The sequence below is a fragment of the Empedobacter sp. UBA7252 genome, assembly GCF_002472765.1.
Classification (GTDB): Bacteria; Bacteroidota; Bacteroidia; order Flavobacteriales; family Weeksellaceae; genus Empedobacter; species Empedobacter falsenii_B.
Genome location: NZ_DKSQ01000110.1, coordinates 32,445 through 44,728 on the forward strand (window position 1 = coordinate 32,445; position 12,284 = coordinate 44,728).

Sequence of the window (12,284 nt, forward strand, 5' to 3'; positions counted from 1 at the left end):
TAATCAAATGCGAAGTTCGAAATTCGAACTTCGTTTTTTTCTATTAAAAATGAAATTCAAAGGTTACGCATATGGACTAATTTCTTCCATATCTTATGGATTAATTCCATTATTTATCCTACCTATAAAACAGGCAAATTTTTCGATGGATACTACATTATTCTATCGATTCTTTTTTTCTGCATTGATTGTCGGAACATATTTATTCATCAAAAAACAATCATTCAAAATAGATGTGAAACAGATTCCATTTTTAATCATTTTAGGATTATTGTACGGAATCTCAGCGGATGCCTTATTTTTAGGTTATGATTATTTAACTCCTGGAATTGCCTCCACATTATTATTCGTTTATCCGTTGATTGTTGCCATCATAATGGCTGTTTTCTTCAAAGAAAGAATTACAATTTCAACTATTGTAGCCATTGTTTTTGTACTGGCTGGTGTAATTTTATTAAGTTTTAAAGAAGGAAAATTCGAGCTAAATCCAATCGGATTAGGAATTGTTTTTATTAGTGCTTTGGGTTACGGATTATATATTGTGACAGTCAACAAATCGAAAGTACGAGATATAAAAGGCTTTACATTAAGCTTTTATTCGTTTCTATTTACAACGATTTATTACGCAACAAAAATGATTATTCACAAAGAATCCTTCATTTTACCATCATTAGAATTAACCTTCAACTTTTTTACATTTGCGTTTGTTACGACAGTTGTTTCGAGCATCGCATTGATTTATGCGATTAAAAATATTGGTTCTACAGCCACTTCTATTCTTGGCGCATCAGAACCTGTGGTTGCCGTTGCTGTAAGTGTTATGATGTTTGGTGAAGATTTTTCGCTGAGTTTAGCTTTAGGAATTTTTATGATTATTCTAGGCGTAACTCTGAATGTAATTGGTGATGCATATCAACAAAAAAGATTGAAGTAATTGTAAATCCTATTTTTAACTTTGCAGCAATGAAACAGAAATTTAATCCTGAAGGTTGGAATCGTATAGAGCATTTTAATATGTTCTCGAAAATGGATAATCCGTATGTCGGAGTTGTTGCGGAGGTTGAATGTTCTAAAACGTACAAATTTGCCAAAGCAAATAAATTGTCTTTTTTCGCAGTCTATTTACATTGCTCGATGTTGGCAGAAAATAAGATTAATGAGTTTAAATATCGCATCGAAGATGATGAAATTTTTGTGTACGATCATTTAGATTGCGGAACAACAATTGGAAGAAAAGACGGAACTTTTGGTTTTGCATTGATGAATTTTACCGAAGATTTTGATGCATTTAACGCGCAACTTCAAGAGCAAATACAAAGTGTAGAAAACTCGGTTGGTTTGCATATCAAAAATGAAGAAATTACCATTGGCTTGGTTCGTCATTCTACATTTCCATGGTCGAGATTTACAGGTCTAACACAACCAAGTAACTTTGGAACGGGAGAATCTATTCCGCGAATTATTTTTGGAAAAGCGTATACGCAAAACGATAAAATGTATATGCCTGTTTCGGTTGAGGCAAATCATGGTTTTGTAGATGGTTTTCATTTGGCGAATTATCTGCAAGAATTTGAAAACGAATTAGGTAAATATTAGAAATAGTAAGAACGAATTTCGAGTTTCGAAATTCGTTTTTTTATTTTACATCATTAGGATGAATAAATGGTTCTGGTTCTAGAATTTCCTCATATTGAATAGGAAAATATTTTTTATCTTCTTCTAAAACAAAATCATCCGTATAATTATAAAAATGCTCCAACTCTCTTAATTGATACTTTCCTTCTTCATCTTTATGAAATCGAAAAGCGTAACCTTTTATTTCACAACAGAATGTTATTTTTTCTTTATCTAAAGGGATATAATTTAAATTTGAGATATCGATATATTCATCTAATACTTCATTTTTATCTAAAAGAATAGTATAATCTGTATTTTGAATAGTAATTGGTAATGTATAATAATTCCCTATTGAACAGTCTTGTCCAGTCGAAGAAATATATAAATAAAATTTTTCTTTTGCGAAAAAGAGAGAGATTGTTCTAATTGGTATATGATTACTTTTTGTAATATCAATAGCTTGTTCAATAACTTCATTTACATTCTCATCTTTAAAAACTGAATCTGCTTTTATTTCATTCTTCTTTTCCCAACCTTTAGCAGATTGACTGCTCGGTTGCTCACATTGAACAAAAAGAATGAATAAGAGTAAAAAATATAAATTCTTCATATAAGTGTTTTGATTAAAGATAATCAATTCACTGCAACTTTTTTATTTAGTTTTTTTGACCAAGAAAAAATATAAATCGTTCCGATAATTGAAGGCACAATCCAAAAATAAATATTATCTCCAAATCCAGCGCCTGCAACCAAAAACGCTGTTACTGAAGCGATATAAGCACCAACCATTTTTCCAACATGATTCATTGTCCATTTTTTATAATTCTCTGTATTCTTGTAAAAAACAAAATCTCGATAACACATAAACCCTCCTAAAAACCCAAAAATTAAATACAATAATCCAATTGCATTGCTTGTGAAAAGAGGAAGTAATCCAAAAACAATCATCACAATAGATGTGATAAACATTGCTCCAGAAATGATTTTATCCAAATTATTCGAATAGTTTTTGCGCTTATAATTTAGAATTCTATTTCCGATCAAAATCATATAAATCGTGAAAATACCAATCATTAAAAGAAAAGAATTGTGGTGATTTGGAAAAGCACAAATGATTAACGAAAGAATAGAACTGACTAACATACCAATCGAAAATATTTTTCCCACTTTTTTATGTGTCGAATTTCCTTTTTTTATAATCATAACAGCTGTTCCAGCAACCAAGCCAATTCCTCCAAAAAATGCGTGAATGTAAATAATGATTTTGACTAAATTTTCCATAATGTGTTTATTTATTATGGAATAAAATTAAGTGAAGTCGTTTTTAATTTTAAAAATAGTTGACCGAATTGTCGAATTTTAAGGATGAATTGTATTACTCTTTTGTTTTCACTGTTTCTATAGCATCATTCATCAAATCGAACTCGTAACCTTTGTACGCTAAATATGCTTTTACTTTGTTTATTTTCTTGAAAGATTCTCGCTCAGAAGCTAATAAATTGAACTTTTTTTGTGTTAAATGCAATAAATTATTCCAATATTTATCCAAATCAATTTCTTCTTTAAATGCTTTTTCAATTAATTTTTGATCAATTTGACGCATTTTTAATTCTTGACGAAGACGATTTCTTCCCCACATTTTTTGATTGACTTTTCCTCGAACAAAATTATGAACAAATCGTTCTTCATTTAGAAATCCGTAATGAATTAACTTAAAAAGAATCTCATCTTTCGCTTCTGGAATCAAATCAAAATCACGAAGTTTTTTCTCTACTTCCCAATGACAACGATCTTGATAAAGACAATATTTTGCCATTTTATCTTTGATTTCATCAATCGTATAAATCTTTTTTGGGTTGTCTTTAGAGAAATTCATGCAACAAAGTTAAGATTTTAATAAGAAAATTGTTTGATTAACTTGATGAGGATCCTGAAAAAAGTTCAGGATTAATCAACAAAAAAACTGAATCATTTCTGATTCAGTTTTTATATTATTTATTTTAAATAGTTGAAGGAAAAAATATGAACTTCTCAATTCTAATTTCTCACATCTCAATACTATTTTTATTAAGCTTTTTGTAATTCCGCGATATATGCTGTTGGATCCTCAGCATTGAAAACTGCCGAACCAGCAACTAAAGCATCTGCACCAGCTTCTACCAATTTTGATGCATTTTGTACTCCAACTCCTCCATCAATTTCGATGATCACATTTGCATTAGCTTCTGTAATCATTTTTTTCAATTTAGAAACTTTGTTGTAAGTATTTTCAATGAATTTTTGACCTCCAAAACCTGGATTAACACTCATAATTAACACCAAATCTAAATCATTAATCACATCTTCTAAAACAGATACTGGTGTATGCGGATTAAGCGCCACTCCTGCTTTCATTCCTTCTGCTTTTATAGCCTGAATTGTACGATGTAAATGTGTACACGCTTCGTAATGAACAGTCAAAATATCTGCGCCAACTTGTTTGAAAGTTGAAATATAACGATCTGGATCAACAATCATTAAATGCACATCCAAAACTTTGTCTGTTAACGAATTTATTTTCTCGATAATTGGCATTCCGTAAGAGATATTCGGAACAAAAACGCCGTCCATTACATCTAAATGAAACCATTCGGCTTGAGAATTATTAACCATTTCGATGTCTTTTGCTAAATTCCCAAAATCGGCTGCTAAAATTGATGGTGCTACTATTGGCATAATCTTATTTGTTGTTTGTTTGTATTTTGTGGTGCAAAGGTAATGAAATAAAAAAATCGTTGAAAACTCAACGATTTATATTTTTTAGAAATTATAACCAAATTTGAAACCTAATTCAGGTAAGAAGTCGATGTATGTTTCTTTATCTGAATATATCCAATCAGAACCATTAATAGAATATTTAAAAGGATAATAAGTATCTATAAAAATTCCTGCTCCAAAATTGAATTCATAAAAAAATTTTTTAGCAAAATTTCTTTTAATTCCATAATTCACCACAAGTTTTGCAAAATCATCATCTTTTCCCATCCCTTGGTATGTTGATAACCAATCTGTATAATAGTCAAATTTCAATCCTATAAAATTTGCAGAATTATTTAAAGTAGATTTTCCTTTTGAACTTCTTCGATCAAAATTATAGTAATAACGACCTTCTAATCCTAACTTTACTGTGAAATCCATATCCAAACCATCATCTGAACCTGTAAAATTAATTGTAGAATAATTTAAATTACCAAGAATTGTAATTTTATCTGTTATGGCTTTCTCATAATTTGCTCCAACTCCCAAAACATTAATATGTGCTGAAATCAAATCTGTTGCTTTTTCTTGAGCAAATAGTGAAGTTGATAATAAGAGAGTAAATAATAGTTTTTTCATTTTCAGTGTTAATTAATACAATACGAATATAACAGAAAAAATGATTCAGTAAAATTATTTTTAATCCAAGAAAACTCTATTATCAATAAAGTTATAAGGTTCTTCGTCTTTCAATTCTTCGTTGATAATAAAATGAATCGAATCTTTTGACATAAAAATATAAGTGTAAATATCTGCCATTTCATCAGAATCTCTAAACTCATAATATTCATCACCAATAGTACACCAAACGCCTTCATCTTCAGAAAATGTAACGCAATCATCACTGTGAATGGTCTTAAAGTTAACTGTCATTGTACCGTCAACTTTTCTATTGACCATCCAACTATTTGTTTCACCTTTAAAAAATTTCCCATGATCGGTTCCAGACCAAATTCCAACAAATCGTTCATCTACATCCATAGATTTTATAAATTCTTTAATTTGTTTTTGATCTGTTTTATTCATCATAATTTCTATATTAAAATTAGCTTAAAAGTAGCCAATCTATACTTCTTCTCATCTCAAAAAGACTTAATTTGCAGCTCGGGATAAAAAAACAAATTTATGGAAAATAATATGCTTAATCAACATCCAGCAGATATTGCCGAACAATTAACTGCACTGAACGTAAAAGAAAGAAACATCGCTTTTTACTCGCTTTTGAATGATGATAAAGTTGAAGTATTCTCCTATTTTGAACCCGATATTCAGTACGAAATTGTAAAAAGTTTGACGGACGAAGATTTAGCTGAAGTTTTGAACAATCTTGATCCTGATGACCGAACAGAACTATTTGAAAATTTCCCAGATCAATTAATCAAACATTCCATTAATCTTTTAAATCCTGAAGAACGTGCTACAGCACTGAATTTGATTGGATACAAAGAAGATTCGATTGCACGTTTAATGACACCAAATTATATTCAGGTAAAAGAACATTATACAGTAAAACAAGTTTTGGCTCACATCAAAAAGTATGGAAAAAAAGCCGAAACATTAACGTATATTTTTATTGTTGATGGAAAAAATAGATTGATTGATGATTTAAAAATTGGCGAAATTCTTTTGGCTGATGAAGATACTAAAGTAGAAGATTTAATCGATCATAATTTTGTTTCAATCAAGACGACAACTCCTTTAGAAGATGCGTTAGAAGTTTTTGATAAATACGATCGTTCTGCGATGCCAATTGTGACAGAAAATGATGTTTTGGTCGGAATTGTAACATTTGACGATATCTTGGATCGTATGAAAATGCGTGATACAGAAGATATTCAGAAATTTGGAGGTATGGAAGAATTGGATGTTTCGTATACTAAAACACCTATTGCGGAATTAATCAAAAAGCGCGCAGGTTGGCTGGTTATCTTATTTATTGGCGAAATGTTTACTGCTTCTGCTATGAGTTATTATGACCAAGAAATCGAAAAAGCGGTTGTGTTGGCTTTATTTGTTCCATTGATTATTTCGAGTGGTGGAAATTCTGGTTCTCAAGCGGCTTCACTAATTATCCGAGCAATGGCTTTGGGTGAATTGAAACTAAAAGATTGGTGGTATGTAATGAAGAAAGAGTTTGCTTCGGGATTAATCTTAGGTGCAATTCTAGGATTTGTTGGTTTTATCAGAATCTTAATTTGGCAAAAAACTGGAATTTATAGTTATGGAGAATATTGGCTATATGTAGCTTTAACAGTCGCTTTATCTTTAATCGTCATTGTTTTATGGGGAACACTTTCTGGATCTTTAGTTCCATTTATTTTGAGAAAAATTGGATTTGATCCCGCAACAGCATCCTCGCCTTTCGTCGCAACCTTGGTTGATGTTTCAGGATTGATTATTTATTTTACAATTGCTGCAATTTTACTAAGCGGAAAATTATTATAAAAAAAATCCAACCAATTGGCTGGATTTTTTTATTTTTATTATCGTCCGATATATGTTTTCAAAATCTTAGATCTCGAAGTATGTTTTAAACGGCGAATTGCTTTTTCTTTAATTTGACGAACACGTTCTCTTGTTAAATCAAACGTTTCTCCAATTTCTTCTAACGTCATTGGATGTTGACCGTTTAATCCGAAGTATAAACGAATTAAATCAGCTTCACGAGGCGTTAATGTTTGCAATGCACGTTCAATCTCTACACGTAATGACTCAATCATCAATTGTACATCTGGAGATGGAGATTCACCAATGTTTAATACATCGTATAAGTTAGAATCTTCTCCTTCTACTAATGGTGCATCCATTGAGACGTGACGACCAGAGTTTTTCATCGACTCTTTTACATCACCTTCAGACATATCCAAAACTTCAGAAATTTCTTCTGCAGATGGAGCACGTTCATGTTCTTGCTCTAATAAAGCATAGGCTTTATTAATTTTATTGATCGATCCAATTTTATTTAATGGTAAACGTACAATACGAGATTGCTCTGCTAATGCTTGTAAGATAGATTGACGAATCCACCAAACCGCATAAGAGATAAATTTGAAACCACGCGTTTCGTCAAAACGTTGTGCAGCTTTTATCAAACCTAAGTTTCCTTCATTAATTAAATCTGGTAAACTTAAACCTTGATTTTGATATTGTTTCGCAACAGATACCACGAAACGTAAGTTTGCTTTTGTTAATTTTTCTAAGGCAACACGATCTCCTGCTTTGATACGTTGTGCTAACTCTACTTCCTCCTCCGCTGTAATCAAATCTACTTTACCAATCTCTTGTAAGTATTTATCCAACGACGCAGTTTCACGATTTGTTACCTGCTTTGTAATTTTAAGCTGTCTCATTTAACTAAAACCCTCCTATTATTAATGATTATTATCGATTTCTTTTGGCATTTTATCAACACCACTATATATGTATACGCAGATAACTGAAAAAGGTTACAAAATATTGTAAATTATTTCAGAATTAATATCTTAAAACTTCGTAAATCATTTGAGCAGAGAGTTTCGCTGTCGAGTTATCAACATCAAAAAGCGAATTATATTCAACTAAATCAAATATTTTCACTTTGTTTGAGTTCATTAGAACCTTCAAAATATATTTAACCTGAAAAGGTGTCAAACCATTAATTGTCGTTGCACTTACACCTGGCGCATAAGCTGCATCAAAAACATCCATATCCAACGAAACATAAAGCGCATCAAATTGTTGAAGAATCGTTTTCAAATCATCTATCACTTTATTCAAATTAAGATGAACTTCGTCTGCCATGATAAAATTAACACCTAAATTTTCTGCGCGCTGAAATAAAGCATTTGTATTTCCTAATTCTTGAATACCAATTGGAATGTAATTAAACCCTATTTCATTTTCTTCGCAATACTTGGCCATTTCGTAAAAAGGCGTTCCAGAAGTTGATTGCGGATTTGGCGTTCTCAAATCAAAATGCGCATCAAGATTGATAATTCCAATATTTTTGTATGATTTTGCTAAAGCCAAAAAATCTCCTAAAGCCGTTTCGTGTCCTCCTCCAATTACAATCGGAAAATGATTTTGTTGGATGATTTTATCCACTTGATTGATTTGTTCCTCACGTGCAGATTCTAAATTATTATCATTACAATGAATATTTCCAGCATCAAAAATAAAATCAGTTTCGGAAAAATGTAAAGGCAAATTCGCTAAACTTTTTCGAATCAAATCTGGTGAATCTTTCGCACCAATTCTACCTTTATTCCGTTTAACACCTACTTCCGAACAAAATCCTAATAATACTTTTGGTTGAACGGATGATGACTGAAAATTATCATAATTAGAAATTACTTGATGAATTCTTAAACCTAATTCTCCATCTTCAGAATCAATTCTTCCTGTCCAATTTTCTTGATTAAATAGTATTTTTTGCATGCTTAATAAAATTTAGGTAAGGACAATTTATATTTCACCGTTACAATACGAATTGTCGCAATAATAGCTCCTGAAACAATGAAATTTATATTTCGATCTAATCCGAAATTATCAAAAACCAAATACATTATTCCACCTGCAATACATGCCATTGCGTAAATTTCTTTTACAAAAACTGTTGGTGTTCTGTTCATTAAAACATCGCGCAACATACCACCCATTACAGCGGTCATCATTCCCATCATTACAGAAATAAAATTGTTTGCGCCCAAAGAATGTGCTTTTTCTAAACCAACTATCGTAAACAAAGCAATTCCTAAAGTATCGAAAAGCATTAATGTTACTCTTAATCGTGAAAAATATTTGAAAAATAATCCTGCCAATAAAATTCCAACAAAAACTGCATAAATGACATTCATATCATTTATCCAAACTAACGGATAACTGTTAAGAAATAGATCGCGTAAAGTTCCGCCACCAACAGCCGTTATAAAAGCAAAACAAGCAATTCCGAACCAATCATGTTTTTGTCTTTCATCTCCAGCTAAAGCACCAGAAATAGCAAACACAACCGTCCCAAATAATTCAAAAATGTATTGAATTTCCATCTATAAAAAATTAGTTCGCTAAGATACGAATCTATAAATTAATGGCTTTTGAATTTCGGTAATGATAAGTTGTACTTAATTGCAGTCAAGCGAACTGCGACAATTACAGCTCCCGAAAAAAAGAAATTGATGTTACGATCAAGTCCCAATTTCCATAAAATCATATAAATAACTGCGCCACAAAGACATGCAAACGCATAAATTTCTTTCTTGAAGATAATAGGAACTTCGTTCAACATCATATCGCGAATAATGGATCCAAAAACCGCCGTAAACATTCCCATTACAGGTGCAATTACAGGATGAATTCCAAGATTTAGAGCTTTTTCTAAACCAACAATCGTAAATAAAGCAATTCCTAACGTATCAAAAAGCATAAATGTTTTACGAAGTTTCAACAGAGGCTCATAGAAAATTGCCGCTAAAATAACACCAATCCCTACTGCATAAATAAGATTAACATCCTTTATCCACATAATTTCAACGGAAAGTAAAATATCACGAATTGTACCACCTCCAATTGAAGTTAGGAAAGCAATAAAGGTTACACCAAACCAATCGTTACCAGATTTTTCATCTGCTGCTAAAGCGCCCGAAATTCCAAAAAAAAGTGTACCAAATAATTCGAAAAAATATTGAATCTCCATTTCTATTGTATTAAATCATATTGTGTTGTGCTCTGTCAAAAATAAACACTTTTCTTTTTTAACGATGTTTAAATATACAATCGAAAATAAAAAAAGACCAACACATTTGTTAGTCTTTTTGTTAATATTAATAATAATTTGTTTTTTCTAATTGCTTTTCATCAATTGGATCTTCATCCAAATAGCGTTCTAAACTATCATCCAATTCTTTCATCCAAGGTGTGTGATGTTTTTCTGCTTTCGTTTCGTCCATAACAGAGGTATAGGTTTTATCTCGATAAGTTAAAATATTTTCTTCTTTATCTTTTAACCAAGATTTGAACATATTAGCAACTTTATCCAAATCGAACATAGGATAATCAGTTAAATGAATTAAATCCTTCAAATAATCAGTTTGAAAATCAACATGATCATCAGCAGAAATCGATTGTTTTTCATAATCAATCCATTTCTGAATATCTTTTTGAATTTCTTCTTTTGAAGGTAAATTAATTCGTCCCAAAATATAATCACGTGCAAACCATGCTTGCGCATCAAACATATTAAATGTGTAATATTGATCCTGCATTCCCAAAAATAACAATTGAGCATTTACATCTGATATTACACCTTTATACATTCCTTCTGGATACAAACAATTTTTGGTTTTTAAACGCAAATTATCTGGTAAAAACGGAAATTTGTGTTGATAACCTGTACACATAATTACTGCATCAAACTCTTTTGATGTTCCGTCTTTGAAAAATGCTTTCTTATCTTCAAAATGTGTCACCAAAGGCAATTCTTCTATTCCATTTGGCCATTTACAATCAATTGGATTTGTACGATAAGAAATTGTGACCGATTTAGTTCCGTGTTTATAACATTGTACCGCAATATCTTCTGCCGAATAACTACTACCGATCAATAAAATTTCTTTACCTCTGAATGGATCAGCTCCACGAAAATCATGCGCATGCATTACATTTCCTGTATAATTCTCGATCCCTTTAAAATAAGGCATATTTGGTGTAGAAAAATGTCCAGTTCCGACAATTAAATAATCGAAATATTCTTCGAAAGTTTGATTTTTCTTTAAATCATCAAAAACAACGCGAAATTGTTTTTTATCCTCTACATAATCTACCCACCTTGCAACGGTATTAAACTGAATGTACTTTCGCGCATTACTTTGTTTAATTCTTCCTTCTATATAATCGAATAATACTTCTCTAGGTGGATAAGAAGATATTGTTTGACCAAAGTGTTCAGAAAATGTATAATCTGCAAATTCTAAACATTCTTTTGGTCCATTCGACCATAAATATTTATACATACTGCCATGCAATGGCTCTCCGTATTTACCTACTCCTGTACGCCAAGTGTAGTTCCACATTCCCCCCCAGTTGTCTTGCTTCTCAAAACATTTAATTTCTGGAATTTTGTTACCTTTTTTCTCTTCTGACTCAAATGCTCTTAACATTGCCAAACCACTTGGTCCAGCCCCGATAATGCCTACTTTTAAACTCATGAATTGTTTTTAATTAAACTTATATGAACTACTCAACTATCTCTCAATAGTAATTGATTTTTATGCCTGAAACGACCTGATATAGAAAAAAACATCTATAAAAATTGTGTAAAACAGAATAGAATGTGTAATCTAATGATTACAACATATAAAGAGATAGAAAACCTCTTGCTGAATAAATAAAATTTTATTCAAAATTAAATTATTCTTCAATGTACTAAAATTATAGCAGATGGACAAATATTTATGAAACATAATAATAAGCTTAATTATTATAGCGTTCCCTTCGGTCGGGCTATCCGTTGCAATCTTTTGTAGAAGAAAATTGGAAGTGATTACAGGAAAATCCAATTTCTACAAAAGGATTTCCACTACTATCCCTAACGCGGGTTGTAAGTTCTGAGTTTTGAGTAATAAGTTATAAGACGTAAGATTTAAGACTGACAATAAAAATCTAAACAAACTAGGAGTGTTATCGAGTTATGAGTAGTAAATTTTAAGTTAGTTGTAAAAAGGAAGCTTCCTTTTTATTAAGAAGAAGCTTCTCGTTGACTAATTAGAAGCTTCTTGTTGGATGAAAGCAAGCTTCTTGTTTTATAAAACATAGTTTTGAGTTAGCGTAAAGCTTACAGCCTTCAGCCTAAAGCGAAAACCATAAATACAAAAAAGCCTCAAGAAATAAATCTTGAG

14 protein-coding genes are annotated in these 12,284 nt (G+C 31.1%); 3 read left to right on the forward strand and 11 right to left on the reverse strand.

All coding sequences use genetic code 11. The annotated features are described in order from the left end of the window. The first annotated feature begins 49 nt into the window (after positions 1–49). Together B2X73_RS15095 and B2X73_RS15100 are read left to right on the forward strand one after the other, a co-directional pair. Positions 50–934 carry a DMT family transporter gene (locus B2X73_RS15095; RefSeq protein WP_286495880.1) on the forward strand — a complete coding sequence of 295 codons (885 nt, stop codon included), beginning with the start codon at positions 50–52 and terminating at the stop codon, positions 932–934. A gap of 29 nt (positions 935–963) precedes the next feature. Then, on the forward strand, positions 964–1,596 hold the full coding sequence (locus B2X73_RS15100; RefSeq protein ID WP_286495878.1) for a CatA-like O-acetyltransferase: 633 nt from the start codon (positions 964–966) through the stop codon (positions 1,594–1,596). Positions 1,597–1,636: 40 nt separating this feature from the next. On the opposite strand, the gene B2X73_RS15105 is transcribed toward B2X73_RS15100, so the two are convergent. The 6 genes from B2X73_RS15105 to B2X73_RS15130 all read right to left on the reverse strand — a co-directional run bounded on the left by B2X73_RS15105 (position 1,637) and on the right by B2X73_RS15130 (position 5,442). Beyond that, positions 1,637–2,227, reverse strand: a complete 591-nt coding sequence (locus B2X73_RS15105; protein WP_286495877.1) for a hypothetical protein — start codon at positions 2,225–2,227, stop codon at positions 1,637–1,639. 23 nt (positions 2,228–2,250) lie between these two features. Then, positions 2,251–2,898: a hypothetical protein gene (locus tag B2X73_RS15110; protein WP_291096860.1), complete on the reverse strand. Its 648-nt coding sequence runs from the start codon at positions 2,896–2,898 to the stop codon at positions 2,251–2,253. Between the two features lie 94 nt (positions 2,899–2,992). After that, positions 2,993–3,493: a regulatory protein RecX gene (locus B2X73_RS15115; protein ID WP_280036966.1), complete on the reverse strand. Its 501-nt coding sequence runs from the start codon at positions 3,491–3,493 to the stop codon at positions 2,993–2,995. Positions 3,494–3,684: 191 nt separating this feature from the next. Continuing rightward, a complete protein-coding gene (rpe, locus tag B2X73_RS15120; protein ID WP_280036965.1) occupies positions 3,685–4,332 on the reverse strand; it encodes a ribulose-phosphate 3-epimerase in 648 nt (215 codons plus the stop codon). An 84-nt stretch (positions 4,333–4,416) separates the two neighbouring features. Next, positions 4,417–4,992 carry a DUF3575 domain-containing protein gene (locus B2X73_RS15125; protein ID WP_219035269.1) on the reverse strand — a complete coding sequence of 192 codons (576 nt, stop codon included), beginning with the start codon at positions 4,990–4,992 and terminating at the stop codon, positions 4,417–4,419. Between the two features lie 60 nt (positions 4,993–5,052). Further along, complete coding sequence (locus B2X73_RS15130; protein WP_219035270.1) at positions 5,053–5,442, reverse strand: hypothetical protein; 390 nt, start codon at positions 5,440–5,442, stop codon at positions 5,053–5,055. Between the two features lie 96 nt (positions 5,443–5,538). Between B2X73_RS15130 and mgtE the strand changes: the two genes are divergently transcribed. Beyond that, the gene (mgtE, locus tag B2X73_RS15135) at positions 5,539–6,858 is read left to right on the forward strand and encodes a magnesium transporter (RefSeq protein ID WP_125350025.1); all 1,320 of its coding nucleotides are present in this window, start codon (positions 5,539–5,541) and stop codon (positions 6,856–6,858) included. A 38-nt stretch (positions 6,859–6,896) separates the two neighbouring features. Here mgtE and B2X73_RS15140 read toward each other — a convergent pair whose 3' ends face one another. From B2X73_RS15140 to B2X73_RS15160, 5 genes are all read right to left on the reverse strand, one after another. Further along, a complete protein-coding gene (locus B2X73_RS15140; protein WP_019975176.1) occupies positions 6,897–7,763 on the reverse strand; it encodes a sigma-70 family RNA polymerase sigma factor in 867 nt (288 codons plus the stop codon). Positions 7,764–7,887: 124 nt separating this feature from the next. After that, positions 7,888–8,829, reverse strand: coding sequence for a formimidoylglutamase (gene hutG / locus B2X73_RS15145; RefSeq protein ID WP_291096864.1), 942 nt, complete (start codon positions 8,827–8,829; stop codon positions 7,888–7,890). Between the two features lie 2 nt (positions 8,830–8,831). Beyond that, entirely contained in the window at positions 8,832–9,437 is a 606-nt protein-coding gene (locus tag B2X73_RS15150) for a trimeric intracellular cation channel family protein (protein ID WP_286495872.1), read from the reverse strand. Positions 9,438–9,475: 38 nt separating this feature from the next. Next, positions 9,476–10,084 carry a trimeric intracellular cation channel family protein gene (locus B2X73_RS15155; RefSeq protein WP_291077216.1) on the reverse strand — a complete coding sequence of 203 codons (609 nt, stop codon included), beginning with the start codon at positions 10,082–10,084 and terminating at the stop codon, positions 9,476–9,478. Between the two features lie 127 nt (positions 10,085–10,211). After that, positions 10,212–11,594 (reverse strand): NAD(P)-binding domain-containing protein, encoded by a 1,383-nt coding sequence (locus B2X73_RS15160; RefSeq protein WP_221856503.1) that lies wholly within the window; start codon positions 11,592–11,594, stop codon positions 10,212–10,214. Between the last annotated feature and the right edge of the window lie 690 nt (positions 11,595–12,284).

Bases quoted from the DNA above. Each gene is read 5' to 3' on its own strand.
- B2X73_RS15095 (WP_286495880.1), top strand. From the start codon at position 50: ATGAAATTCAAAGGTTACGCATATGGACTAATTTCTTCCATATCTTAT.
- B2X73_RS15100 (WP_286495878.1), top strand. From the start codon at position 964: ATGAAACAGAAATTTAATCCTGAAGGTTGGAATCGTATAGAGCATTTT.
- B2X73_RS15105 (WP_286495877.1), bottom strand. From the start codon at position 2,227: ATGAAGAATTTATATTTTTTACTCTTATTCATTCTTTTTGTTCAATGT.
- B2X73_RS15110 (WP_291096860.1), bottom strand. From the start codon at position 2,898: ATGGAAAATTTAGTCAAAATCATTATTTACATTCACGCATTTTTTGGA.
- B2X73_RS15115 (WP_280036966.1), bottom strand. From the start codon at position 3,493: ATGAATTTCTCTAAAGACAACCCAAAAAAGATTTATACGATTGATGAA.
- rpe (WP_280036965.1), bottom strand. From the start codon at position 4,332: ATGCCAATAGTAGCACCATCAATTTTAGCAGCCGATTTTGGGAATTTA.
- B2X73_RS15125 (WP_219035269.1), bottom strand. From the start codon at position 4,992: ATGAAAAAACTATTATTTACTCTCTTATTATCAACTTCACTATTTGCT.
- B2X73_RS15130 (WP_219035270.1), bottom strand. From the start codon at position 5,442: ATGATGAATAAAACAGATCAAAAACAAATTAAAGAATTTATAAAATCT.
- mgtE (WP_125350025.1), top strand. From the start codon at position 5,539: ATGGAAAATAATATGCTTAATCAACATCCAGCAGATATTGCCGAACAA.
- B2X73_RS15140 (WP_019975176.1), bottom strand. From the start codon at position 7,763: ATGAGACAGCTTAAAATTACAAAGCAGGTAACAAATCGTGAAACTGCG.
- hutG (WP_291096864.1), bottom strand. From the start codon at position 8,829: ATGCAAAAAATACTATTTAATCAAGAAAATTGGACAGGAAGAATTGAT.
- B2X73_RS15150 (WP_286495872.1), bottom strand. From the start codon at position 9,437: ATGGAAATTCAATACATTTTTGAATTATTTGGGACGGTTGTGTTTGCT.
- B2X73_RS15155 (WP_291077216.1), bottom strand. From the start codon at position 10,084: ATGGAGATTCAATATTTTTTCGAATTATTTGGTACACTTTTTTTTGGA.
- B2X73_RS15160 (WP_221856503.1), bottom strand. From the start codon at position 11,594: ATGAGTTTAAAAGTAGGCATTATCGGGGCTGGACCAAGTGGTTTGGCA.